This window comes from Leminorella grimontii ATCC 33999 = DSM 5078, from assembly GCF_000439085.1.
Lineage (GTDB): Bacteria > Pseudomonadota > Gammaproteobacteria > Enterobacterales > Enterobacteriaceae > Leminorella > Leminorella grimontii.
Genome location: NZ_KE392226.1, coordinates 92,686 through 117,627, shown reverse-complemented (window position 1 = coordinate 117,627; position 24,942 = coordinate 92,686). Strand labels below are relative to the sequence as shown.

Genomic DNA, 24,942 nt, shown 5'->3' with positions numbered 1-24,942 from the left:
CCATTTAACTGCACGGCACGCCAAGCGAACTTAATAGACGCTGCAATTAACGGCTCTTGGGTCGATGTTTTTCCAAGAGCCTGCTCACAATTTATTGTTAGCGCAACTGATATTCGTCATAGACACCAAAAGAAAGGGACAGATCTCCGCCAGTTTCAGCCATATCAACTCCCTTCTCTGTAGCATCGCAAATGACGCTATAAATTGAGCTTATCGAAATATAGTCGTTGTACAGCTCGTTAGTGAACGTTCCGTTACCAAACTCAGCATGAAGCGCCCTCAAAATAGGGTAGTAACTGGCGATTTGCGATTTATAGACTGTCATCTGCCTGTCGCGGACGGATATCGTCACCTGATCCTTATAGGTAATATTTTCAAACGCGCTTTCCGCACACATCTCGGGTAAAAACATAGAGAGCTCCTGCGCCAAATCGTTATCGCCGATGCGCTCCGCCAGCCTCGGCAGATATTGCTGATAGTCTTCATTACTTTGACTGTTTTTAAACAGCTCAATAGCCTCTTTGGTAAAATTCGCTATTTGTGATGCGCTGTGCGGATAGGGAATGAGTGTACTTTCTTCCTGAGCAAGAAAGATGAACTGCTTCTGGGACATGAAGTTCTCCACCTCCCAGTCGGCGACATAGTTAGCAATGACTTCACTAAGCTCGGAGCAAACTACATCATTAAGGCGGCACTCGCCGATCGTTTGATCGCCGAACTTACAGCCATATATTTTGATGTAGCACATTCTTTGGTTGCCCAACCTCTGGGCAATTTTTTCTGAAATCAGCGACCAAAACGAGCGACTCTCCTTGTGGCCGTCGCCCATAGTGACCACATCGCCTTCATAGACGCGCCATTCGTGGTGATGCCCAACAAACTCCGACGTCAGGCTCTTTGCTTCCATCTCGCAACCGCAATGACCGCAGGAATTCGACATATCTTTCATCATGTGTCGAATTCCACTCATCATGCCAAATGCAAAGCTACCCATCGCCATGCCGACGGCCTTTTCCTGGCTGTCCCCCATGCCGACGCAACATTCATAAAGCGCCGCCTCCCAGACGGGGCTAGTTACATAGAAAGACAGGTTCGCCGCGCCCTCTTTCAGTTCACTGATACTCGGCTTCACTGTGACGTTCCAGTCGGGAAAATGAACCTCGTTCCCTCGAATTTCGCTTTCTTCAAACAGTTCATGCAGCTTGCTGACAATATCCATGGCCTATCTCCGTTATTCCCTTAAAAAAGCATACTAAGCTACTTCCTCCCGCGGCGCTATCCACCGCTGGTGAAACCAGAGCGTAAACAGCAAAATCGCGCCGCCCGCCAGCGTATTTCCCCACGCCGGCTGCTCCTGCCAAATGGCGAAATTAACCAGCAGGCCGACGGGGATCATGGCGTTATTCATAATCGCCAGCGTACCGGCATCGACTTTGCCTGCGCCGTAGTTCCACATAAAGTAGCCCAGCCCGGAAGCCCCCAGCCCCAGCCAGACCAAAATCAGCCACTGGGTGGACGTCGTCGGAAGCCCGCTTGCGTCCCCCTGCCACAGCCAGGCAAGGATCGCCACGCACAGTGCGCCTAAGTAAAACAGCGCGCCGGCCTGAGTCGGCGGCAGCGCATAGCGCTCCATCGCTCGCTTATAGCCCACCTGCCCCAGCGCGAAGAAAAAGTTCGCCGCCTGAATAATCGCCATGCCGAGCCAAAATCCCGGCTTGGGGTGGCTAAAGTTGATAACGCCCGCCCCCAGCACCGCCAACGCGGCGCTGAACAGGTAGCGCCAGCGCAGCGCCTGGCCGCGAAGGGCGTCATAGATGAGCGTAATGTAAATCGGCATGGTAATGCCGAACAGCAGCACTTCTTCGACGCTGAGATAGAGAAAAGAGTGATAGTAAAACAGGTACATCACGCCAAGCTGGCTGGCACCCGCCGCCATAAAGGCCAGCGCGGGCACGAGCCGTAGCCCTTTAGGCTTTAAGAAAGGAATAAACAACAGCCCCGCCAGCCCGATGCGCATCAAAACGGAAAACCACGGATCGACCTGCCCGGCTAAATAAACGCCGATCAGGCTAAAGGAAAACGACCAGATAACGGTGGTCACAATAAGATAAGGCATAGAAACTCCAGAAGCGCTAGGCGTGACAATATAGATGATAATCAGTGACCGCTTTTGAAACGGCCTGAGTCAAACAGGTAAGCTGCTTGGGGCTAATCACGTAGGGCGGCATTAGGTAAATAAGCCGCCCGAACGGACGGATCCACACGCTCTGCTCGACGAAAAACCGCTGTATTTTTGCAAGACTGACCGGCCGCTTCATTTCAACCACGCCGATCGCGCCAAGCACCCTGACCTGCTCGACAAACTCGCAGGACGCCAAAGGAGCAAGCTCGCGCTTAAGCTGCGCCTCTATCTCGGCGACCTGAATCCGCCATTCTCCCGTCGTCAGCAGGTTCAGGCTGGCGCAGGCGACGGCGCAGGCCAGCGGGTTGCCCATAAAGGTGGGGCCGTGCATCAGGCAGCCCGCTTGCCCGTCGCTTATCGTCTCCGCTACGCTGCGCCGGGTCATCACGGCGGACAGCGTCATATAGCCGCCGGTCAGCGCCTTTCCCAGACACAAGATATCGGGCGAAATCTCTGCGTACTCGCAGGCAAACAGCCTTCCGCTGCGGCCAAAGCCGGTGGCGATTTCATCGGCGATAAGCAAAACGCCGTAGTCGTCACACAGGCGACGGATTTGCCTTAGATATTCAGGATGATAAAAGCGCATTCCTCCCGCGCCCTGCACGATGGGTTCCAGAACGACGGCCGCCAGTTCGCGATGATGGCGCGCCATCGTCTCTGCGAAAGGCGCTATCGCCTCTTCTCGCCATTCACCGTCAAAGGGAATATCCATACCGTCCACAAACAGCCCGTCGGGCAGAAAGCCGCGATAGAGCGAATGCATGGACGACGTCGGATCGCTCACCGACATGGCGCCGAAGGTATCGCCGTGATAGCCCTTCGCCAGCGAGAGAAAGCGCCGCCTGGGCTCGCCTCGCCCCTGCCAGTACTGCAGCGCCATCTTCATGGCGACCTCAACCGCCACCGAGCCGGAGTCGGCCAAAAAAACGCACTCCAGCCCCTTCGGCGCGATGCCTACCAGGCGACGACACAGCTCAATGGCCGGTTCATGGGTCAAGCCGCCAAACATAACGTGGGACATCTTTTCCAGCTGTTCCGCTACCGCACGGTTGAGCGCCGGGTGATTATAGCCGTGCACCGCAGCCCACCAGGACGACATGCCGTCGATCAGGCGCTCGCCGCTCTGTAAATGAATTTCGCATCCCTGCGCTCCGCTTACCGCATAGCAGGGTAAAGGCCGCGTTATTGACGCATAGGGGTGCCACACGTGGCGCCGATCGAACTCTTCGTTTGTAAGCATGGTATTTATCATCAAAATCGCATGTAAAAATCATATGTAAACCAATTTGACATAAATTTAGTTTACAATTACATTTTCTCAAAACCAATCCTTTTTATCGATTGAGAAAAACAGAAAACATGACGACTTCACCCGTTCGCTGGACGCAAGGATCCGCCCTTAAGCTATTCAACGAGCCCCTGCTGGAGCTGCTGTTTCGCGCGCAGACCGTACATCGCGAGCACTTTAACCCTAAGCGCATTCAGCTCAGCACGCTGCTGTCGATTAAAACCGGCAACTGCCCGGAGGACTGTAAATACTGCCCGCAGAGCGCCCGCTACCACACCGGCGTTGCCGGTGAGCCGCTGATGGACATCGAGACGGTGCTGGCGGAAGCCCGCCGCGCCAAAGAGGCCGGAGCAAGCCGCTTTTGCATGGGAGCAGCCTGGAAAAACCCGAAGGATCGCGATTTGCCGCACCTTGAGCGCATTATTACCGGCGTAAAGGCGCTGGGGCTTGAGAGCTGCATGACGCTGGGCATGTTAAGCGCCCATCAGGCCCAGCGGCTGGCGCAGGCCGGGCTGGACTACTACAACCATAATCTGGACACCTCCCGCGACTTCTATCCGCACATCATCACTACCCGCAGCTATCAGGAACGATTGGATACGCTGGAGCACGTGCGCGAGGCGGGAATGAAGGTGTGCAGCGGCGGTATCGTCGGGCTGGGAGAGTCCGTTAGCGACAGGGCCGCACTGCTGGTTGAGCTGGCCAACCTGCCCGAACCGCCGCACAGCGTCCCGATCAACATGCTGGTCAGCGTCGCGGGAACGCCGTTGGAAAACGGCCCGGATATCGATCCCTTCGACTTTATCCGTACCGTCGCCGCCGCCCGCATTATGATGCCCACCTCCTACGTTCGGCTTTCCGCCGGCAGAGAGCAGATGAGCGAACAAACTCAGGCCATGTGCTTTATGGCGGGCGCCAATTCGATTTTTTACGGCTGCCGGCTGTTAACCACGCCCAATCCGGAAAAAAATCGCGATCTGGCGCTGCTGGAAAAACTGGGGCTGGAAACGGAGCGGGGAGACGTCAAACGAGAAGAAGACGAGCGGCTTCATCGCCTGGCGGCTCGGCAAAAAGAGGCCGATACCGAGCTTTACTACAACGCCGCGCGCTGAGGAAAGAGCATGTCGCTACGCTGGTTTATCACCGCCACGGACACCGATGCGGGAAAAACGGTCGCCGCCTGCGCCCTGCTTCAGGCGTGCGTGAAAGAAGGATATCGCGCCGTCGGCTACAAGCCGGTTGCTTCGGGCGCCTATCCCACTGACGGCGGGTTAAGAAACGACGACGGCGTCAGGCTTTGGCAAAACGCCAGCCCTCGCCTGCGCTATGAGGAGGTCAACCCGCTGCTTTTCAAAGAGGCAACGTCGCCGCACCTCGCCGCCGAGCTGGAGGAAAGGGAAATCGAGCTTGGTCAGCTCTCGTCAGGGCTATCGCGGCTGGCATCGCGTTACGATGCCGTCGTCGTCGAAGGCGCGGGAGGCTGGTTCACACCGCTTAACTCGCGGGAGTGCCTGTCAGACTGGGTCATTCAAGAAGGGCTTGGCGTGATTCTGGTCGTCAACATGAGGCTTGGCTGTATCAACCACGCGCTGCTCACCCAGCAGGCCGTGCTTGGCGCAGGATTACCGCTCGCCGGCTGGATTGCCAACCGAACCGCGCCCAATCCGCATCAGGAAGCGGCCTATCTGGAAACGCTGAAGCAGCGCCTCAATGCGCCGATGGTCGGCGATATTCCCTATCTGGCCGAACCGTATCAGGCTAACTTGGCGCGCTTTATTCGATTGGACTTACTCTATCCACCAGGCGTTTTATCAAATAACCGGTAAAGCGTTGCACCGCAAAGCGAGATCGGTTACAAGAGGGCAGCCAAACGTCAGGGGATTGCCCATCATGAATCGCGAATTTTTAACTGATAACGTATTAAGCCTGGTGGTGCTGCTCGCCTGCTTCCTGTTCCTGCTTGGAATGAGGATTTATGGACGCAGCCACCGAAAATTCAAACGCGGTTTTCTTGTCCACGCCATTCAGTTCTTGCTCTGGTCGACGATCATTATCATTCTGGGCAGCTACGTCGACGATGCGATTTCCCGTTTCCATCTCACCTTTATCACGCCATCGGCGGTTAACCTGGCGAGCGTATCGCTCATCGCCGCCATCTTGCTGCATAAGCTGTTTTTAACGATCAACCGTCTGGAAAAAAATCAGATCGACAAAGGCAGCGACGTTACCAGCGCCCGCATGATTTCCCGCGTGCTGAAAATTACGCTGATTGTGGTCATCATACTGCTCTACGGCGAGCACTTCGGCATGAGCCTTTCCGGCCTGCTGACCTTCGGCGGCATAGGCGGCATCGCCATCGGTATGGCCGGTAAGGATATCCTGAGCAACTTCTTTTCCGGCATTATGCTGTACTTCGATCGCCCGTTTAACATCGGCGACTGGATCCGTTCGCCGGATCGCAACATTGAGGGTACGGTGGCGGAAATCGGTTGGCGCACGACTAAAATCATGACCTTCGATCAGCGACCGCTTTACATCCCCAACTCTATCTTCGCCGCTATCAGCGTAGAAAATCCGGGGCGCATGACGAACCGCCGGATCAATACCGTAATCGGCCTGCGCTACGAAGATGCCGACAAGATTGCGGTCATCAGCGACGAAGTTCGCGCCATGCTGAAATCCAGCGAAGATATCGATAAGAACAGGGCGCTGCTGGTCTATTTCAACGGCTTTGGCGATTCTTCCCTTAACATCATGGTTTACTGCTTCACCCGCACGACCGCGTGGGCCGAATGGCTGGAGATTCAACAGAGCGTATTTTTGAAGATTATTGAAATCGTTCATCGCCACGGGGCAGACTTTGCGTTTCCCAGCCAGACGCTGTACGTGCAGGAGAGCGGCGGGCTCCCGCCGCCCCAACGGGAAGCGCCGGTAAAATAACGTCCGACCGCATACAAAAAGAAAACGCCCTCGACCGCAGGGCCAAGGGCGTTTTAAACCAGAGAAAATCCGTTTGGGTTACGGCAGCAGAGAAGGCTGATCCGCCCCCTCTTTTTCTACCTTGGTCGGCAGCATGTGTTCACGCTTTACGCCAAGCTTCAGCGCCATAAAGGCAGCAACCCAGATAGAAGACGCGGTGCCCAGCAGGATGCCGATAGCCAGAGACTCCGAGAAGCCCTTAAGCATTTCGCCGCCGAAGAACAGCAGGCACAGCACCGCCAAGAGCGTAGTACCCGAAGTCATCAGCGTACGGCTCAGGGTCTGCGTCAGCGAGACGTTCATGATTTCGTACGGCGTACCGCGACGGATTTTGCGGAAGTTTTCGCGCATCCGGTCAAATACAACGATGGTATCGTTGAGCGAGTAGCCGATGATCGACAGCATGGACGCCACGATGGTCAGATCCACTTCGCGCTGGAAGAACGAAATGATGCCTAGCGTGATCACCACGTCGTGCGCCAGCGCAAACACCGCGCCGGTCGCCAGACGCCATTCGAAGCGCACCCCGACGTACACCAGGATACACAGCAAACAGACGATGATGGCCATCAGCCCTGACTGAGCAAGCTCCGCGCCGACGCTCGGGCCTACGAACTCAATGCGCTTGATGGTCGCGCCTTCGTCCGCATTTTTGTGCACCGCATCGAGGATCTTATTGCTCAGCGCTTCGCTGTTCATTCCTGCAATCGGCGCCATGCGGATCATGACGTCGCGACTGCTGCCGAAGTTCTGAACGATCGGGTCTTTAAACCCTTGGGCGTTCAGCTCGTTACGGACCTTTTCCAGATCTATCGGATGGGTCAGCTTAACTTCAACCACCGTACCGCCGGTAAAGTCCAGCCCCCAGTTGAAGCCCTTCATGCCCATAATGACAAACGAAGCGACAACCAAAATCATTGAAACAACAAAAGCGGCGTTCCCCACGCGCAGGAAGTCATACACCCTGCGTCCGTGGTTAAGCTGCTCTACTTTATATTCCTCTGCCACAACAGACTCCTTAAATAGACAGCTTAGCGACGCGTTTGCCGCCGTATATCAGGTTCACGATGGCGCGGGTGCCAACGATCGCCGTAAACATGGAAGTCAGTACGCCGATAGACAGCGTAATGGCAAAGCCCTTGATAGAACCGGTACCCACGGCGTACAGAATAGCCGCGGTAATCAGCGTCGTCAGGTTGGCGTCAAGGATACTGCTAAATGCGCCCTTGTAGCCTTCATGAATCGCCTGCTGAACGCTGCGCCCGTTTTTAAGCTCTTCTTTTATCCGCTCGTTGATAAGCACGTTGGCGTCCACCGCCATGCCCACCGTCAGCACGATACCCGCAATCCCCGGCATGCTCAGCGTTGCCCCCGGCAACAGCGACATAGTGCCGACGATAAGGATAACGTTCACCAGCAGCGCCAGACTCGCCATCACGCCGAAGAAGCGATAAACAAGCAGCATGAAGATAACGGAAACCATCAGGCCCCAGAAGCACGCTTCCAGCCCCTGTTCGATGTTCTGCTGCCCCATGGAAGGACCGATGGTGCGCTCTTCAACGATTTGGATAGGCGCAATCAGCGCGCCGGCGCGCAGCAGTTCTGACAGCGTCCGCGCTTCCTGAGGCGTTGAAATGCCGGTGATCTGGAACTTGTTGCCCAGGCGGTCCTGAATGGTCGCAACGTTAATCACCTCTTCATGCTTTTCCATGATGGTTTTACCGTTAGCGTCCTTCTTGCCGCTGTCTTTATATTCGACAAACAGCGTCGCCATAGGCTTATAAATGTTGTCCTTAGTGAAGTTGGACATAATGTCGCCGCCGGCGCTGTCCAGCGTGATGTCAACCTTCGGACGCCCGTTCTGGTCCATACCGGACTGAGCGTAGGTGATATGGTCACCGGTCAACACCACTTTCTTGTACAGCACGACCGGAGAGCCGTCCTGACGGTACTTCACTTCTGACTTGCTGCGATCGCGGCCGCGCAGTACGGAGGCCGCGTCGATGCTGGAATTCACCAGGCGGAATTCGAGCGTCGCGGTAGCGCCGAGAATTTCCTTGGCGCGGGCCGTGTCCTGAATGCCCGGCAGCTCAACGACAATGCGCTCTGCGCCCTGACGCTGAACGACCGGCTCCGCTACCCCTAGCTGGTTGACGCGGTTACGCAAAATGGTGGTGTTTTGCTGAATGGCGTCTTCGCGCGCTTCCCTCAGGCGCTCGTCGGTCATGACCGCCGAGAAGCTGTTGTTGGCTCCCGCGGTGAAAACCAAATCGCGATGGCGCGGCGTCAGATAGTCAATCGCCTTGGAGCGGCTGTCGGAATCGGGGAAACGGGCAACTACGCTGCCGTTCTCACCCTTTGCCAGATCCGTAAACGGGATCTTTTGCGACTGAAGCTCGCTTTCAATGCCGTCCAGCGTTTGCTCCTGCAGCTTGCCCATCGCCGTTTCCATATCCACTTCCATCAGGAAGTGAACGCCGCCGCGCAGGTCGAGGCCGAGCTTCATGGGTTCGGCGCCGATGGCGGTCAGCCAGGATGGCGTTGAGGGTGCGAGGTTGAGCGCAACGACGAACTTGTCGCCCAGCGCCTCCATCAGCACTTCTCTGGCGCGCAGCTGAACGTCAGTGTTGTCAAAACGCAGCAAAAGCGTGCCGTTTGACTCCATAGCGGACGATTTAAAGGCGATCTTTTCTTTGGCCAGGGCGTCTTCAGCCTGGCCCAGCGTAGCCTGCGTGGCCTGGCCGCCGCGGGCGCCGGAGATCTGAATCGCCGGATCCTCACCGTAGAGATTAGGAAGCGCATACAGCAGACCGACGCAGATAACGAACACCAGCATCAGATACTTCCATAAAGGATAGCGGTTTAACACGATAGTTTCCCTTCGGGAAAGACAAAAAACACAGCGCTTCGTCTATACAGGATATAGAGAAGCGCTTTCATAATATTAGAGCGCTTTCATCGTGCCCTTAGGCAGGACGGCGGCAACGAAGTCACGCTTGATGGTCACTTCGGTGGTGTCGTTGAGCGCAATAACGATGTAGCCAGTGTCAGAGACTTTGGTTACGCGACCAACCAGGCCGCCGTTGGTCAGAACTTCATCGCCTTTAGAAATAGAGCTCATCAGGTTTCTATGATCTTTGGCGCGCTTTTGCTGCGGACGCAGGATCATAAAGTAGAAAATCAGACCAAACACCACCAGCATGATAATCAGAGAGTAAGGGCTGCTTTGGGCTGGCGCACCGGCAGAAGCGACGGCGTCAGAAATAAAAAGACTCATTGATGAGATTCCTCGTTTGTTATTGGGATGAATGTGTTAAAGGCGGGACGGGTTTCTCCCTCCTGCCATAAAAGTCAGCAACAAAGTGCTCTAATGTACCCTGTTCAATGGCCTCACGTAAACCCGCCATCAAGCGCTGATAGTATCTCAGGTTATGGATGGTGTTTAAGCGAGCGCCGAGAATTTCGTTACAGCGGTCAAGATGATGCAAATAGGCCCGACTGTAGTGACGACAAGTGTAGCAGTCGCAGTGCTCGTCGAGTGCGGAAGTATCATCTTTATATTTAGCATTGCGGATTTTAACCACTCCGCCGGTAACAAACAAATGCCCGTTGCGCGCATTGCGCGTCGGCATCACGCAGTCGAACATATCGATACCGCGGCGTACGCCTTCCACCAAGTCTTCCGGCTTGCCGACGCCCATCAGGTAGCGAGGCTTGTCTTCCGGGATCTGAGGGCAAACGTGCTCTAAAATCCGGTGCATGTCCTCTTTCGGCTCGCCGACCGCCAATCCGCCGACCGCGTAGCCGTCAAAGCCGATGTCCACCAGCCCCTTGACGGAAACGTCGCGCAGGTCTTCGTAGACGCTGCCTTGAATAATGCCGAATAGCGCGTTTTTATTGTCAAGCGAGTTGAAGCGCTCACGGCTGCGCTTGGCCCAGCGCAAAGACATCTCCATCGAACGCTTGGCGTAGTCCCAGTCCGCCGGGTAAGGCGTACATTCGTCGAAGATCATCACGATGTCGGAACCCAGATCGTACTGGATTTCCATCGACTTTTCCGGGCTTAGGAAAATCGCGTCGCCGTTGATCGGGTTACGAAAGTGAACGCCCTCTTCGGTGATTTTGCGGATATCCCCCAAGCTAAAGACCTGAAAGCCGCCGGAGTCGGTCAGGATCGGGCCATCCCAGTTCATAAATCCGTGCAGATCGCCGTGCTGGCGCATGATTTCCTGCCCAGGGCGCAGCCACAGGTGGAAGGTGTTGCCCAGAATAATCTGCGCGCCGGTCGCCTTCACTTCCTCCGGCGTCATGCCCTTGACCGTACCGTAGGTGCCTACCGGCATAAAGGCCGGCGTTTCGACCACGCCCCGGTCGAAAACCAGACGCCCGCGGCGCGCGCGCCCGTCTTTCTTTTGTAACTCAAACTTCACTTAAAACCTCCGATACCAGAGAAACAGTCTGGTAAGAATAAAAAGCATGACGCTTATCGTCCGCTTCCGTGACATAGATTCTGACACGCTTAAAGCGCGAGATTTTACACGCTTTATGCCTTACGGGCGAGTCATCTCATTATTACTGCGTAAGAAAAAACGCATAGCCTTACAGTGGAAATGCTAACGCCCTTTTAGATAAGGGCGCAGCGTCTAAACCGTCAAGAAGTGATTATCGATACCGATAATTAAGGAATTTCATTAATAGCCTGCGGATTGCGCGTAATAAACATCGCATCCCCGTAGCTAAAGAAGCGGTACTGCTTTTCTACCGCCTGCCGATAGGCCTTCATGGTGTTGGCGTAGCCGGCGAACGCCGACACCAGCATAATCAGCGTTGATTCTGGCAGGTGAAAGTTGGTGATAAGCGCGTCAATCACCCGAAAACGATAGCCCGGATAGATAAAGATGGCGGTGTCGTTAAAGAAAGGCTGAAGCACCCCTTCTCCCGACGCCTGAGCGGCGCTTTCCAAAGATCGCACCGAGGTGGTGCCCACCGCGATAACCCGATTGCCGCGCGCTTTGCAGGCCAGCACGGCGTCAACCACGTCCTGCGGCACTTCGGCATACTCCGAGTGCATCACGTGCTCTTTGACGTCATCAACCCTGACCGGCTGAAAGGTGCCTGCGCCGACGTGCAGCGTGACGAAGGCCATTTCTACGCCCTTTTGGCGCAGCGCCTCCAGCAGCGGCTCGTCGAAATGCAGCCCCGCCGTCGGCGCGGCGACCGCGCCGGGCTTTTCGCTGTAGACGGTCTGATAAAGCTCCCGATCGGCCTCTTCGTCCGGTCGGTCAATGTAAGGCGGCAGCGGCATGTGGCCTGCGGCGTTAAGGATCGCCAGCACGTCGCGACCGTCGTCAAAACGCACCTCGAACAGCGCGTCATGGCGCGCGACCATCGTCGCCGGAATCGACTCATCGTCTCCCAGCAGCAGCTGTGCGCCGGGCTTAGGCGCCTTAGACGCCCGGACGTGCGCCAGCACGCGGTGGTCGTCCAATACGCGCTCTACCAGCATCTCGATTTTGCCACCGCTGGCCTTACGGCCAAACAGGCGGGCAGGAATAACGCGGGTATTGTTAAACACCAGCAGATCGCCGGCCTCAAGCTTGTCCAGCACGTCGGTAAACACGCCGTCGGACAGCTCGCCGCTTTCGCCGTTAAGGCCAAGCAGGCGGCAGGCGCTGCGCTGTTCCTGAGGATAGCGGGCGATTAACGACTCGGGAAGTTCAAATGAAAAATCGGATACGCGCATAGCAGTTTATGAATTTACGTTTAGAGACGAACAGGCGGCTTAGTCTAGAGCCTGCCTTAGCGGGCTGCAAGAAATAAGGCGAGAAAAGTCCGCGCTTTCGGCAAGAACGGGCGAGCCGCGCGGCGCCCCCAAGACGGCAGACTCACATTAGGCTATACTTGCGCCATGAATTTTCTCGCACACCTTCATTTAGCGTCGCTTGCCGAAAGCTCTCTGCTCGGCAATCTGATGGCCGACTTCGTTCGCGGAAGGCCCGACGCGGACTACTCTCCGGAGATTGCCAGCGGCATCATGCTGCACCGCCGCATCGATAGGCTCACCGATGGCCTGGAGGCGGTTAAAGAAGCGCGATCGCTGTTTAGCCGCTCCAACTACCGCGTTTCCGCCATTGCGCTGGACGTGCTGTGGGATCACTTTTTGTCGCGCCGCTGGGAAGACGTCGACGGCAGAACGCCGCTGCCGACGTTCATCAAGCGGGCCAAAGCCAGCATCGATCCTCTCGTTGCCCTGACGCCGCCCGGCTTTCAGCGGCTGAATCAGTACATCTGGCAAGACCGCTGGCTTGAGCGCTACGCCGAGCTGCCGTTTGTTGCCGATGCGCTCAACGGCATGGCGGTTCGCCGCCCGAAGCTTGAGGCGCTGTCGCGCTGTATGAGCGACATTGAACAAAACTACGACAGGCTGGAAGCCGGCTTTTTAAGCTTCTATCCGGAAATGATGGCGATGGCGGAGAAACGTCAGCTATAGGCATTACCTTGCAATCGCGCGCATTGTTGGGGTTAGTAAATTAGCGTATAACGCCTTTACAGCCCTACATGTTATGGGTATGTTTAACAGCTGTAATCGCATCGCGGCATTCAGGCTGTGCCTCGCCATTTATTCGCTATAGCGACGCGGCCTAATAGGTGGAAACTATCTCAATAATCGGCCAGATGTCCTTTAAGACTGACGCTCAACTGCCTATACTTGCCGTCACGTTTCATTCATTATCATTAACTTATTTGACAGGAGAGTTATTATGGTTCTGGTTACTCGCCAAGCCCCTGATTTTACCGCTGCGGCTGTTCTTGGTAACGGAGAAATCGTTAACAACTTCAACCTCAAGAATCATCTGAACGGTAAGCCTGCCGTTCTGTTCTTCTGGCCAATGGACTTCACTTTCGTTTGCCCGTCTGAACTTATCGCGTTCGATCACCGCTATGAAGAATTCAAAAAGCGCGGCGTTGAAGTTGTCGGCGTTTCTTTCGACTCTGAGTTCGTTCACAACGCATGGCGTAAGACCCCGGTTGACAAGGGCGGCATCGGCGAAGTGAAGTACGCTATGGTTGCCGACGTTAAGCGCGAAATTCAAAAAGCTTACGGCATCGAACATCCGGACGCAGGCGTTGCGCTGCGCGGCTCATTCCTGATTGACAAAAACGGCGTTGTTCGCCACCAGGTCGTTAACGACCTGCCGCTGGGCCGCAACATCGACGAAATGCTGCGCATGGTTGACGCTCTGCAGTTCCACGAAGAGCACGGTCAAGTTTGCCCTGCACAGTGGGAAAAAGGCAAAGAAGGTATGAAGGACTCTCCGGAAGGCGTGGCCAAGTACCTGTCTCAGAACGCTGCTGCGCTGTAATTTTAAGCACTGCGTTAACAAATTGGAAAGGACCGCACTTCGGTGTGGTCCTTTTTCTTTTGCGCTAAATAATAGTTTAGGCGTAAAAATTAGCTTAACCGGGATACCCTACCGTTACGTCTTGCAGTCCCCCGGACATACCGCCCGTACTGGTCATAACGACCTCCTTTTCCTCATAATGCTTGTACGCCTGATAAATGTACTTCAGCTGAAACGTCCTTCGACACTCGGTACATAGATAGCGCTGATGCCCCGAACGCGCCGTCCCGTGTTTTCTGACCTTATTTGCCTGTAGGCAAAAGCGGCAGAGGGGTTTTCCCGTAAACATCGTATAGTCTCCATTTTCTATAGAAGTTCATGTCCAACGAACTGGATAAGTTACTCAATAATAGATAAGGCGATAAAGGAGGAAGCCGATAGACAAAGCGCTATCGGCTCCCTGGCTTTATGCGATTACCAGCTGTAGCGCGCGTTGAGGCTAAAGCTTGCGTCGCCGTAACCGTGACTGCCCTTCTGGCCCACGGCCTGCGCCGCCACGCTCCAACGTTCGCCCAGGCTGGTCTGAACCCCCGCCTTCAGTTCCGCTCTGTCCGCCGGCAGGTCCTGCTTCACGCTGGCGCCGTCAAACGAGACCGACACGTCGTCGGTGCCGTGCAGCCAGTTGGCTTCCAGGAACGGCTGGACCACGTTTTGATCCTTATTCAGCTTGCCTGCTACTCTCAGGCCTAAGCGGCTGGTCCAGCTATCGCCGTTCTGGCCGTCGACCCGCACGTCGTTGAAGTCCACCGCGTCGGCACGATAGTTCTGCCATACGATCTGCGCCTGAGGAATAAGGCTTAGCGTTCTGCCTTCGCTGATAACAACGTCATGACGATAGCCGGTTTCCAGCGACACGGCGTTAGCCGTCGAGTCATAGCTTACTGAGCCCAGATCGTGGTTATCTACCGCGTTGTCATAGATGCCGTACTGATACCAGCTGTCTACATACAGGCCGCGGTGAGTTTGCGCATCGGCAAACCAGGTCGCGTAGACGCCCAGGTTGTAACCGTGCGCATCGCCGGAGGCCGAGAACCGGCTGCCGTCCGCGCCGCGGTTGCCGTCGCTGTCGGTATCCGCCTTCACGTAGCTGCCCATCACGCCCACGTTCAGGCTCTGCGCACCGTTACCCCACGCCGCAATGTCGCTCCCCAACTGGACCTGCGAGTAGTGGTTGTCGATATCCACTTCGCCATTGGCGACCGTCGAGTCCGCCTGGCCGGCCTTGAAGCGCATCCAGACCGCGCCGTCCTCCGAGCGAAGCTGGCTGCCTTCACGGTCGTACAGCGTCTGCATTTGCAGGTTTTTCATCATCGCTTGGTTGCCGATAAATGCACCGATATCAGGGCGATACTGCGGATTGACGTCGGGATCGGGGGTAGGATCGTCGGACAGCGTACGCAGATACCAGTTGCCGCCGTCTTTATACAGACGGTACTCGTATAGCCCGATTTGTAGCCGGTTGCCTTGGGTGAAATCGCCGTCAGAACGCCCGGCGACGCTAACCACCTCAATGCCGTTATTGGTATCCGCTCCCTGACCGCCGACGTTATTGACCATCAGCGTCGTCGTGCCCGACGTATTGCCGTTTACCACCAGCCTATCGGTCAGAGAACCGTCGTCCCCCAGTTGAGTATTGAGCGTCAGAGTGCCGCCGCTGCCGGCATAGTCACCGTTAATGAGCAGCTTTCCACCCGGCGCAGTATTGCTGCTGGCAATATTGCCCGCATTGGCGACGTTACCGTTGACGGTAAGCAGCGTATCAAAGCTTATCAGGCCCCGGTTATCCACGTTGCCGTTTACCACGCCGCTGCCGCCGAGCGTCCCTGCAGGAGCCACGTTCACCGCCTGCTGGCTGCCGGTTGCGCCAATAACGCCGGTTTCGGTCAGCCACAGCGTGCCGCCCTGCACGTCGGTCGTTCCGCTGTAGGCGTTGTCGGCAGAGAGGATAAGCTTGCCGTCACCTTTTTTAGTCAGCGATTTGCCGTCCCAACCGGTTGCCGCTTCCGGAGCGACGTCCACCAGCGCGGTAGTGACCTCAAAGGATTTCCCTTCACCCAGCGTGAAGTTGCCGTGGGCAGGCGTGACGGCCATCGTCGAAGAAGGCTCCACGTACCAGCTCAGGCCGCCGCCCAGCAGATATTGCGTATCGTCGGCCTCGCTGATCCTGCCGCTGAAAGCTAAATAGTCCGGTACCGTCATCGGATCCGTCGACAGGCTGGAAAAATTACCCGTAATGGCGCTGTCCGCGTCAATCAGCGTTACCTGCATCTGGGGCAAATCAGCGTCTGACGTCAGGGCGCTGAGGCCGAACGCATCGCTGACGTTGCTAAGGTGGAGCACGCCGTCCAGAGCGATGTCATTGCCGGCGATCAGCGGCGTACCGGCATCGCTACCCAGGGACGCGGCGCCAAGATCGACATCCAGTTCGCTGCTGCTCGCAAGCGTAAGCTTACCGGCCTTCAGCGTGCTGTAGGCTCCGGCGTCACTGTCGTAGGCGAAAATCACCTTACCGGCGTTGTCGAGCCTGCTCAGGCTTGAAACGTTGGTCATCGCCCACTGGCTTCCCTCAGCCATCGCCAGATTTAGCGTGGAGTTATCCGCAAGCTGCGCATTAACGGAGGTTTTTCCCTCAAAGCGCGAGTCGGCGTCCATAGTAAGGTCAATCGTTCCCCACCCGCTGTTGATGATGTCGCCGGTAATGTCCATCTTTCCGGTGCCGGTGATGGTACCGCCCTGATAGACAAGGCTTGGGTCGCTGGAACTGCTGACAAGTGGGTTCCAAACGGCCACGCCGCCATCGGTTTTTATCGTTGTATCGCCGGACAGATTAACGATGCCGCCCTGTTGAACCACAACGCCATAGCCATTCGCGCCAAGGCTTGTCATATCCAGCATGACGTTTTTAGCGTTGATGATCCCCGCCTGCGTAAAGCTGTAGTTGCCGATAGCCCACAGGCCGTATGAGCGCTTGGAACCGCTCATTATGATGTCCGTATTGGAGATATTGAGCGTTTGTCCGTTAAACTGCGACGAAGCGCCGTAACCGTTTACCGCATAGATGGTATTTCGATTCTGCTCGGTGCCGTTAAAGTTAACCACGACCGTTCCGCTGCCGTATCCTTTATAGCCCGCGCAGATGCCGTTCGTCTTTCCGGACGCGCCGACGTTTCTGCCGTCAATCAGGCTGCCCGCGCCGATAGTGATTGTCCCGCCCTGAGCCAGAACGCCCGTCGCCTGCGAGGTTTTAACGGTGAGCGCGTCCGCTTTCAGCGAGCCGCTGGTCACCCAAATGCTTTCCGCCACTCCGGTCGCGCTAATGCTGCTGCCGGAGCCGAGATCGACGTTTCCGCCGTCGACCTTGACCCCATAAACCCAGTCGCCGTCTACGTCTACCGTCAGTTGATTAGCTTTAAAAGAAACCGGCGTGGTTCTGTTGGCTAAAGTTACTCCGCCGCCGTTGTAATAGCCGTGCATAGAGATTGTGCTACCGCTGCCCAAGTCTACGCTTGCGCCGTCACCATAAACGTCCACGCCCTTTCCAGTTATGCTGGTAGTGCCGGTGCGCGTCGTATTCATGGTGATGTTGATGCCATTGGCGACAAAAGATGCGCTTTTTCCGCTGAGATAAACGCCGGAGGAGGAATTGGTATTGCCCTGTATATCAATCGAGCTTCCCTCGCCAAAATCGACCGCGCTGCTCGCGTCTACCGTTACGCCATAGGTCGTGCCGGCGCCCTTAACGCTGACCTCGATACCGTTACCGGTAAGCTTACCGTTTGTACCAACGGCAACCCCCGTACTCGAGCCCGTCCCGCTTTCGGCTTCAATTCGAGTATTTTCCCCTAGGCTAATATCGACATATTTTGAATATTCCGCGCTAAGCCCCGTCGCCTGTGCGGTAGCTGATTCCGCACGGATAAATCCGTCGTCGATGCTAAAGCTGCCCTTATTGTCGTTGAGGTAAACGCCGCGAGCGATATTGTTGCTGGATTTTGCGGTAATGGAGCTCCCCTCGCCCAGAGAGATAACGTCGCTGCTGCCGCCGCTGTAAATACCGTAGGCGCTTTGCTTAGCGCTTACGTCAACCACGAGGCCGTCGGCATTCACGCGAGTGCCGGCGTTATTTTTTTCAATATCAAGGCCGATGCTTGAAGAGTTGGTTGTCGTTCCGGTATCCGTGATGTGAATTTCCGTTTTATCACCCAGACTGTTAGCGTCCGAGTTATCCAGCTTCACGCCGATGGATCCCACATCGCCAGAGATGCTAATGACGGCTTTGCCATCAATTTGCAAGCCGCTGCCGCCGGTCGTCGAGCTGTTGATCCCCGTACCGCCCGTCGTAGCCGTGACGGTATCGCCGTTTTGCAGCGCAATGCTGGCGCCGCTTTGGGGACCGACTTCATTTGCGTTGGCACAGCCCAGCCCGGATAAAATCAGACCTATCGCCGCGCCTACCGTACGAACCCGGTTCTGTACCCGACTGTCTCCACACGCCAATTCGGAAGCCACAACGTACATATTTCTCGCAGCGTTCCAAACAATACTGTAGTTTTTGTTCATATTCCGTATTTCTCATCCTTAATGAAACAAAGCGCACCGCAACGACGGCCGCATCGGCGAAATAGAGAATGCATAGAAAAGAAATAAAAGTTCAGTGAAGAAAACGCGACCATATCCTTAATCGGCATCTTTAAATAGACGTCGAGCATCGATACAAATTAATGTATTAGCTCTCGACTCAATCCTGATTAATAAAGATATAGGCTTATTTATATATCAACCTCAGCGTATTTCACCTCATCCTTAATCCTCTTCCCCCCTTTACATTCAAGCATTCGCTGACAAAATTAATCAGTTGTTTAATAAGATTAATTTACATTAACACCGCTCATTCCCTCCTTTCACAGGAATAGTTTTTACCCCGGTAGAAATAAGAAAACAGTGGTTAAATGCAATGCTACATGATGCGTTGCTGAGATCGAACTTTTACTTTTTCCAAAAAAAATATATTAATAGATCCAAAAATGGATAATTAAAATAAGGTAAAAGCTACGGACAAAAAAATGAAATAAAACCAACGGTTGGGATTACGGAGTAAATACTGACAGGTAGGTAAGAGAAGATGGCTTAATTAAAGCAATAGGGGGACTGACTCCCCCTATTGCCCTTTTCAGATTTTGCCTATTACCAGCTATAGCGCACGTTCACCCCAAAGCTCGCGTCGCCGTAGCCGTGGCTGCCCTTCTGGCCTGCGGCCTGCGCCGCTACGCTCCACTGTGAGCCAAAGTTAGCCTGGATGCCCGCCTTAAGCTCCGCCCTGTCCGCCGGCAGGTCCTGCTTCACGCTGGCGCCGTCAAACGAAACGGATACGTCGTCGGTGCTGTGCAGCCAGTTGGCTTCCAGGAACGGCTGAATGACGTTCTGGTCCTTGTCCATCTTGCCCGCTACGCGCAGGCCTAAGCGGCTGGTCCAGCTATCGCCATTCTGGCCGTCGACCCGCGTGCCGTCGACGTTCACCGCATCGGCACGGTAGTTTTGCCACACCACCTGCGCCTGTGGGATAAGGCTCAGCGTTCTGCCTTCGCGGATAACAACGTCGTGGCGATAGCCGGTTTCCAGCGACACCGCATTGGCCGTCGAGTCATAATTGGCCGAACCCAGCCCGTCGTTGCTTATCGTGTTGTCGTACATGCCGTACTGATACCAGCTGTCGACATACAGACCCTGATGGGTCTGCGCGTTGGCAAACCAGGTGGCGTAGACGCCCAGGTTATAGCCGTGCGCATCGCCAGTGGCCGAGAACCGGCTGCCGTCCGCGCCGCGGTTGCCGGTGCTGTCGGTAGCCGCCTTGACGTAGCTGCCCATCACGCCCACCTTCAGGGTCTGCTCGCCCAGACGCCATGCGGCAAGGTCGCCGCCCAGCTGGATTTGCGAATAGTGGTTGTCGATATCCACGTTGCCGTTCGCCGCCGTGGAGTCCGCCATACCCGCCTTGAAGCGCATCCACATCGCGCCGTCCTTCGACTGAAGCTGGCTGCCTTCGCGATCGAACAGCGTCTGCATTTGCAGGCTCTTCATCATCGCCTGGTTACCGACGAAGGCGCCGATGTCCGAACGGTATTGAGGGGTGACAGCATTGCCTGAATCTGACGGGTCAACCGGGTCAACGGGATCGGAAGACTGCGTGCGCAGATACCAATTGCCGTCGTCTTCATACAGACGATATTCGTGTAGTCCGATTTGCAGGCGATTGCCCTGAGTAAATACCCCATTAGAGCTGCCGCTGACGCTCACCACCTCGATGCCGTTTGTGGTATCGGCCCCCTGACCGCCGACGTTATTGACCATCAGCGTCGTCGTGCCTGACGTATTGCCGTTCACTACCAGCCTGTCAGTGAGCGAAGAGTCGTCCTCCAGCTGTGCGTTAAGGGTGAGCGTACCACCGCTGCCGACGTAGTCGCCGTTCACCAGCAGCCGGCCCCCCGGCGTACCGTTACCGCTGGCGATATTGCCGGAGTTGGTGACGCGGCCATTAACGGTAAGCAGCGAATCAAAGCTCAACAATCCCCGGTTGTTGACGCTGCCGTTCACCACACCGCTGCCGCCGAGTGTTCCCGCCTGCGCCACGTTTACCGCCTGCCGGCTGCCGCTTGCGCCAATAGCGCCGGTGTCGGCCAGCCACAACGTGCCGCCCTGAACGTCCGTCGCGCCGCTATAGGTGTTGTTTGCCGTAAGGATTAGTGTGCCGGCGCCCTTTTTGGTCAGTGACTTGCCGTCCCAGCCGGAGGCGGCTTCTGGCGCAACGTCGATCAGCGCAGCGTTTAGCGCAAAGCTTTGTTCACCCTCCTTCAGGGTGAACGTGCCGTGCGCCGGAGACATTGACGTGTAGCCTCCGGCATACCAGCTCAGTCCGGTGCTGAGTTCATACTGCGTATTATCGGTGGCGCTTATCCGCCCGCTGACGGCCATAAAATCCACCTGCAGCGCGCTTATCCCGGCCACGGTCAGGCTATCGAAGTCGCCTCCTATGGCGCTATCGGCGTCAATAACGGTAAAAGTGCGAAACTCATGGTTAAGCTCGTCTTCGATATTGCCAAACCCGGTGATGTTCAGGCCGCCCGCCAGTTGAACGCTATCAGCGACGATAATCAGGCTGCCGGAGTAGGCATCCAGCGCGATGTCCAGTCGGCTGCCGCTCTCTTGCGTCAGCGAAGCCGCATCCAGCGAGCTGCCCGCAGACAACGCGGTGGCGCCGCCGCTGCGCGTGGTTACGTTCGCCAGCGTAAACGTATCGTTCACGTTTAGCACCAGTCGCCCGCCGTTGTCGATGTCTCCCGCTCCCAGCGCGTTAACGTTGGCGGCCGTTAGCGTACCGCCGTTAATCGTCGTACCGCCGCCGTAGGCGTTATTGCCGGAAAGCGTCAGTTCGCCGCCACCAACCTTCACCAGTTCGCCGGTTCCGCTTAGCGTGCTGCTCAACTCGCCTTCATTGAGCTTCAGCGTACCGTTATTTTCTACGTTGCCCACGCCCAGCCCGCTGGCGCTATTGGCCGTCAGCGTACCGCCGCTAATCGTCGTGCCGCCGCTGTAGCCGCTGCTGTCGCTGAGCGTCAGCTCTCCCCCGCCGCTCTTTACCAGGTTCCCGCTGCCGTTCAGCGCGCCGGCTAACGTACCTTCGCTTAATTGCAGCGTTCCCTCATTGTCAATATCGCCAATACCCAGCGCACCCGCATTATTGGCAATCACCCGGCCGGCAGTAATAGTAGTGCCGCCGCTGTAGGAGTTGGCCGCATCGGCTAGCGTCAGGGAGCTTGAGCCGATTTTCACTAACAGGCCAGTGCCGCTTAAATGGGCACTCAGCGTGCCTTCGCCCAGCTTCAGCGTAGCGTTGTTTTCTATATCGCCAGAGCCCAAAGAATAGGTGTTATTCGCTATCAGCGTACCGCCATTGATAACCGTGCCGCCGCTGTAGGTGTTGTTGCCCGTTAAGGTAAGCGTGCCCTCTCCGCGTTTAGTCAGCGTTTTACCGCCCCAATCGGTGGCAGCCTCCGGCGCGACGTCAACCAGTGCGCTCGTCACCGTGAAACCGTCGTCGGCATCAGCCAGCGTAAACGTGCCGTGAGCCGGGGTGGTTGACAGAACGCTCGGCGCATCGCCCACATACCAGCTTAGGCCCGTGCTCAACAGGTATTTGGTATCGTCGTCGGCGTCTATCCATCCCTTAACGGCGATGTAGTCCGGCATACTCACTGCCGCAGACAGTCTGTCAAAATTGCCAACGATAGAAGTATCGGCATCAATCAGCGTTACCTGCTGCATACTGGCCAGATCGATATTGGCAGTGACGTTGCCGACGTCGGTGATAACAAGAGAGCCGTCCAGCGTCACGCCGTTGCCGGTAATCAGCGGGCCGCTGACGGCGGCGTCAACGCCGACGTGAACTTCGCTGGTATCTCTTAACATGAGTTCGGTCGCCTTTAGCGTACTGCGGCCGCTGCTATCGGAGGTAAAAATGACCGTACCCGCGTTGTCAAGCTTACTTACTGCGGAGCTCTGCAAGCTGCCCGCGTAATCAATCGTCCACTGGGCCTTTTCTTTTAGCGTCAGATTCAGGATGCTGTCGCTGGTAAAAGCGCCACCGTTAAAATTCGAGCCCTCGTCCATGACAAGTTCGGTCTCATATGCGCCGCTGGCAAACACGTCGCCGCGGATGTTCATCACGCCGCTACCTTTAATCGTGCCCCCCATACTGTAGATAGCATACGCCGAATCCTTGGCGTTAATTGTCGTATTGCCGTTGAAGTTAACAAGTCCGCCCCACTGTGCGGAAAGGCCGTAGGCGCCGCCATTCACTTCAATGTTCATATTTTTGGCATTAATAATTCCAGACGTCGATGAAGCGGTACTAGGCCCCGTTGCCAGTAGCCCGCAGCTGCCTTGCCCCGTCGCGACAATGTCGGTATTAGAAATCTTGAGCGTATACCCTGCGCTGTATGCTGATGCGCCATAGCCTTTCACCGCATAGATAGCGTTACGGTTTTGCTCACTGCCGTGAAAATCAACAATTGAGCCCATGCTGCTGCCGCCAATTGACGGAGAGTATCCGGCCAGAATGCCGTTGGTCGATTTTCCTGAAACGGCATCTCGCCCGTCAATCACGCTGCCTGCGCCAATTGACACCCTTCCGCCGGAGACGTAAAGCGCCGTTGCCTGCGCCGTCTTGACGGTAAGCTCTTGCGCCGTCAGCTTGCCGCCGTACATAAAAATCGTTTCTGCACGCCCGTCTGCGCTGATGCGGCTGCCCGAACCCAGATCGACAATATTGCTATCGCCTTGAACATTGATGCCATATAAGTGGGTACTATCGTTATTACTCACATCCAAGGTAAGGCGATCGGCTTTAAAAGAACCGGCGCCTCGAAAAAGGATAATCCCATATCCTTGATTGGCGCCCCGTATGGTAATCGTTGAGCCGCTGCCTAAGTCTGCGCTTGCTCCGTTACCATGGAGATAAATACCATGAGCAGATGGGGTACCCGCAGAAGTAGTCGATATGTCAACGTTGAGGCCGTTCGCCTTAAAAGAAGAATTCTTACCGTTTAAATCGACGGCTACGCCATAAGAAGCGGCTCCGGTAATGGAAATTGCGCTTCCCTCACCCAAATCAGCACTGCTACTGTCATATAACCGAATACCGGCTGAAGTCCCTCTCTTAATATCGGTATTTATCGTCAAGCCACTGGCCTGTAAAGTTCCGTTCTCTCCTATGGCTATCCCGTCTCCCTGATTTTTAATCTCGATTTGGGTATTTTTACCTAAATCAACTGAGGCACCGCCCTTACTATAAATACCGTAGCTATAATTTTCTTCTACAACAACGCGAATAGCGCCGTTATCCATCTTAAAGCTCTTAGTATCGCTGTCTAAATAAACGCCATAAGCACCGTAATATCGAGCACCTACGCTACTCTCCACGTTAATAGCGCTATTTTTCCCCAAATCTATCGAACTGCCCTTACCTAAGCTTTGGATACCATAGAGGACTTCCTCTCCAGCGACATTCAGCTTAAGCCCATCGGCTTTTACGCTGGTTGAGGTTTCAACATTGTCACTACCAATAAAAAGGCCAGTTGCTCTTGAATTGATGCCTTCGGTCGTAACGCTAATTTCCGTCCCGCTCCCCAGACCGTTATCAACGCCGTTGTCCAGCGTTATTCCGCGAGACTCGGCGCGGCCGGAAACGTCAATAACGACTTTACCGTCGATCTGTACGCCGTCACCGCCGGTTACCGAACTATCGACGCCTGTTCCGCCCATCGTCAACGTTATCGTATCACCATCCTGCAGCGCCACGCTGGCGCCACTCTGCGGCCCAACCTCGTCGGCTAATACGTTCATCGAGGTTATGCCCGTTCCCACCATTGCCAGCCCAAGGACTATGCCAACGGCGCGCACCTGACCTTGTATTCTGTTATCTCCGCGCGCCAGTTCGGACGCAACGACATACATATTCCGCGCCGCGTTCCAAACAATGTTATAGCTTTTATTCATATGACAAGCATCTTTCATTAGGTAAAACAAAAATCGCGTTGAATGCGATTACGCTTAAGTTTTTGAGAGCGTTTAGGTGAGTGATAAAAACTCAATGAGCAGAAATATGCCGTCATTCTTATCTGGCTTTTTATGGGCTATTTTCACGTTCTGAAAGAATAGGATTGAAAGTCCAAACATAGACCTTAAGTCTATTATAATACTATTTCCAGTGCCTCATCCCTAAGCTCCCCCTCTATTCATTAAATAGAGAAAACAATAACATCCTGATAAAAAAACAACCCTTAACAAATAAAATAAGAGTTGCGATATCTTATTTTAAACAAAAAACAAACGATAATTAAGATCTAAATCACTTTTTTACAGTTAAAAAAATCGAATAAACAGAAAATTAAGATTTAAAATAACACACTCAGACAGCGATAATGCTCCACTTGATGTATGTCAAATTAATTACAGATACCAACCAGGATATGAAATTATTTTCAACAAATTAGAATAAATTAAGTCAGTGAAATTATTAGCAATAAAATAAACGC

Annotated in this window: 15 protein-coding genes and 1 pseudogene; 5 read left to right on the top strand and 11 right to left on the bottom strand. The window is 55.1% G+C overall.

Going from position 1 to position 24,942, the window contains the following annotated elements; genetic code table 11:
- Nucleotides 1-97 precede the first annotated feature (97 nt).
- From G544_RS21050 to bioA, 3 genes are read right to left on the bottom strand one after another with little or no spacing between them, the layout of a single operon-like run.
- Nucleotides 98-1,219, bottom strand: coding sequence for a DUF6348 family protein (locus G544_RS21050; RefSeq protein ID WP_051155835.1), 1,122 nt, complete (start codon nt 1,217-1,219; stop codon nt 98-100).
- A 33-nt stretch (nt 1,220-1,252) separates the two neighbouring features.
- Nucleotides 1,253-2,116 carry a DMT family transporter gene (locus tag G544_RS0118440; protein ID WP_027275946.1) on the bottom strand — a complete coding sequence of 288 codons (864 nt, stop codon included), beginning with the start codon at nt 2,114-2,116 and terminating at the stop codon, nt 1,253-1,255.
- Between the two features lie 16 nt (nt 2,117-2,132).
- The gene (gene bioA, locus G544_RS0118435) at nt 2,133-3,422 is read right to left on the bottom strand and encodes an adenosylmethionine--8-amino-7-oxononanoate transaminase (protein WP_027275945.1); all 1,290 of its coding nucleotides are present in this window, start codon (nt 3,420-3,422) and stop codon (nt 2,133-2,135) included.
- A 119-nt stretch (nt 3,423-3,541) separates the two neighbouring features.
- Here bioA and bioB point away from each other — a divergent pair.
- From bioB to G544_RS0118420, 3 genes and pseudogenes are all read left to right on the top strand, one after another.
- Nucleotides 3,542-4,478 (top strand): annotated as a pseudogene (gene bioB / locus G544_RS0118430) (biotin synthase BioB); the annotation flags it as partial.
- 113 nt (nt 4,479-4,591) lie between these two features.
- Complete coding sequence (gene bioD, locus G544_RS0118425) at nt 4,592-5,296, top strand: dethiobiotin synthase (RefSeq protein ID WP_027275943.1); 705 nt, start codon at nt 4,592-4,594, stop codon at nt 5,294-5,296.
- A gap of 64 nt (nt 5,297-5,360) precedes the next feature.
- Nucleotides 5,361-6,410 (top strand): mechanosensitive ion channel family protein, encoded by a 1,050-nt coding sequence (locus G544_RS0118420; RefSeq protein WP_027275942.1) that lies wholly within the window; start codon nt 5,361-5,363, stop codon nt 6,408-6,410.
- A 78-nt stretch (nt 6,411-6,488) separates the two neighbouring features.
- On the opposite strand, the gene secF is transcribed toward G544_RS0118420, so the two are convergent.
- The 5 genes from secF to queA all read right to left on the bottom strand — a co-directional run bounded on the left by secF (nt 6,489) and on the right by queA (nt 12,192).
- Nucleotides 6,489-7,457, bottom strand: coding sequence for a protein translocase subunit SecF (gene secF / locus G544_RS0118415; protein WP_027275941.1), 969 nt, complete (start codon nt 7,455-7,457; stop codon nt 6,489-6,491).
- A 10-nt stretch (nt 7,458-7,467) separates the two neighbouring features.
- Nucleotides 7,468-9,318, bottom strand: a complete 1,851-nt coding sequence (gene secD, locus G544_RS0118410; RefSeq protein ID WP_027275940.1) for a protein translocase subunit SecD — start codon at nt 9,316-9,318, stop codon at nt 7,468-7,470.
- Nucleotides 9,319-9,393: 75 nt separating this feature from the next.
- Nucleotides 9,394-9,726 carry a preprotein translocase subunit YajC gene (yajC, locus tag G544_RS0118405; protein ID WP_027275939.1) on the bottom strand — a complete coding sequence of 111 codons (333 nt, stop codon included), beginning with the start codon at nt 9,724-9,726 and terminating at the stop codon, nt 9,394-9,396.
- 19 nt (nt 9,727-9,745) lie between these two features.
- Entirely contained in the window at nt 9,746-10,879 is a 1,134-nt protein-coding gene (gene tgt, locus G544_RS0118400; RefSeq protein WP_027275938.1) for a tRNA guanosine(34) transglycosylase Tgt, read from the bottom strand.
- A gap of 248 nt (nt 10,880-11,127) precedes the next feature.
- Nucleotides 11,128-12,192 (bottom strand): tRNA preQ1(34) S-adenosylmethionine ribosyltransferase-isomerase QueA, encoded by a 1,065-nt coding sequence (gene queA / locus G544_RS0118395; protein ID WP_027275937.1) that lies wholly within the window; start codon nt 12,190-12,192, stop codon nt 11,128-11,130.
- A 165-nt stretch (nt 12,193-12,357) separates the two neighbouring features.
- Between queA and G544_RS0118390 the strand changes: the two genes are divergently transcribed.
- Together G544_RS0118390 and G544_RS0118385 are read left to right on the top strand one after the other, a co-directional pair.
- On the top strand, nt 12,358-12,939 hold the full coding sequence (locus G544_RS0118390) for an acyl carrier protein phosphodiesterase (protein ID WP_027275936.1): 582 nt from the start codon (nt 12,358-12,360) through the stop codon (nt 12,937-12,939).
- Between the two features lie 271 nt (nt 12,940-13,210).
- Entirely contained in the window at nt 13,211-13,813 is a 603-nt protein-coding gene (locus G544_RS0118385) for a peroxiredoxin C (RefSeq protein WP_027275935.1), read from the top strand.
- 94 nt (nt 13,814-13,907) lie between these two features.
- On the opposite strand, the gene G544_RS21045 is transcribed toward G544_RS0118385, so the two are convergent.
- From G544_RS21045 to G544_RS0118370, 3 genes are all read right to left on the bottom strand, one after another.
- Nucleotides 13,908-14,141 (bottom strand): IS1/IS1595 family N-terminal zinc-binding domain-containing protein, encoded by a 234-nt coding sequence (locus G544_RS21045; protein ID WP_051155834.1) that lies wholly within the window; start codon nt 14,139-14,141, stop codon nt 13,908-13,910.
- 125 nt (nt 14,142-14,266) lie between these two features.
- On the bottom strand, nt 14,267-18,412 hold the full coding sequence (locus G544_RS0118375; RefSeq protein ID WP_027275934.1) for an autotransporter outer membrane beta-barrel domain-containing protein: 4,146 nt from the start codon (nt 18,410-18,412) through the stop codon (nt 14,267-14,269).
- Between the two features lie 624 nt (nt 18,413-19,036).
- Nucleotides 19,037-24,403, bottom strand: a complete 5,367-nt coding sequence (locus G544_RS0118370) for an autotransporter outer membrane beta-barrel domain-containing protein (protein WP_027275933.1) — start codon at nt 24,401-24,403, stop codon at nt 19,037-19,039.
- Nucleotides 24,404-24,942 lie beyond the last annotated feature (539 nt).

Bases quoted from the DNA above. Each gene is read 5' to 3' on its own strand.
- G544_RS21050 (WP_051155835.1), bottom strand. From the start codon at position 1,219: ATGGATATTGTCAGCAAGCTGCATGAACTGTTTGAAGAAAGCGAAATT.
- G544_RS0118440 (WP_027275946.1), bottom strand. From the start codon at position 2,116: ATGCCTTATCTTATTGTGACCACCGTTATCTGGTCGTTTTCCTTTAGC.
- bioA (WP_027275945.1), bottom strand. From the start codon at position 3,422: ATGCTTACAAACGAAGAGTTCGATCGGCGCCACGTGTGGCACCCCTAT.
- bioD (WP_027275943.1), top strand. From the start codon at position 4,592: ATGTCGCTACGCTGGTTTATCACCGCCACGGACACCGATGCGGGAAAA.
- G544_RS0118420 (WP_027275942.1), top strand. From the start codon at position 5,361: ATGAATCGCGAATTTTTAACTGATAACGTATTAAGCCTGGTGGTGCTG.
- yajC (WP_027275939.1), bottom strand. From the start codon at position 9,726: ATGAGTCTTTTTATTTCTGACGCCGTCGCTTCTGCCGGTGCGCCAGCC.
- queA (WP_027275937.1), bottom strand. From the start codon at position 12,192: ATGCGCGTATCCGATTTTTCATTTGAACTTCCCGAGTCGTTAATCGCC.
- G544_RS0118390 (WP_027275936.1), top strand. From the start codon at position 12,358: ATGAATTTTCTCGCACACCTTCATTTAGCGTCGCTTGCCGAAAGCTCT.
- G544_RS0118385 (WP_027275935.1), top strand. From the start codon at position 13,211: ATGGTTCTGGTTACTCGCCAAGCCCCTGATTTTACCGCTGCGGCTGTT.
- G544_RS21045 (WP_051155834.1), bottom strand. From the start codon at position 14,141: ATGTTTACGGGAAAACCCCTCTGCCGCTTTTGCCTACAGGCAAATAAG.
- G544_RS0118375 (WP_027275934.1), bottom strand. From the start codon at position 18,412: ATGAACAAAAACTACAGTATTGTTTGGAACGCTGCGAGAAATATGTAC.
- G544_RS0118370 (WP_027275933.1), bottom strand. From the start codon at position 24,403: ATGAATAAAAGCTATAACATTGTTTGGAACGCGGCGCGGAATATGTAT.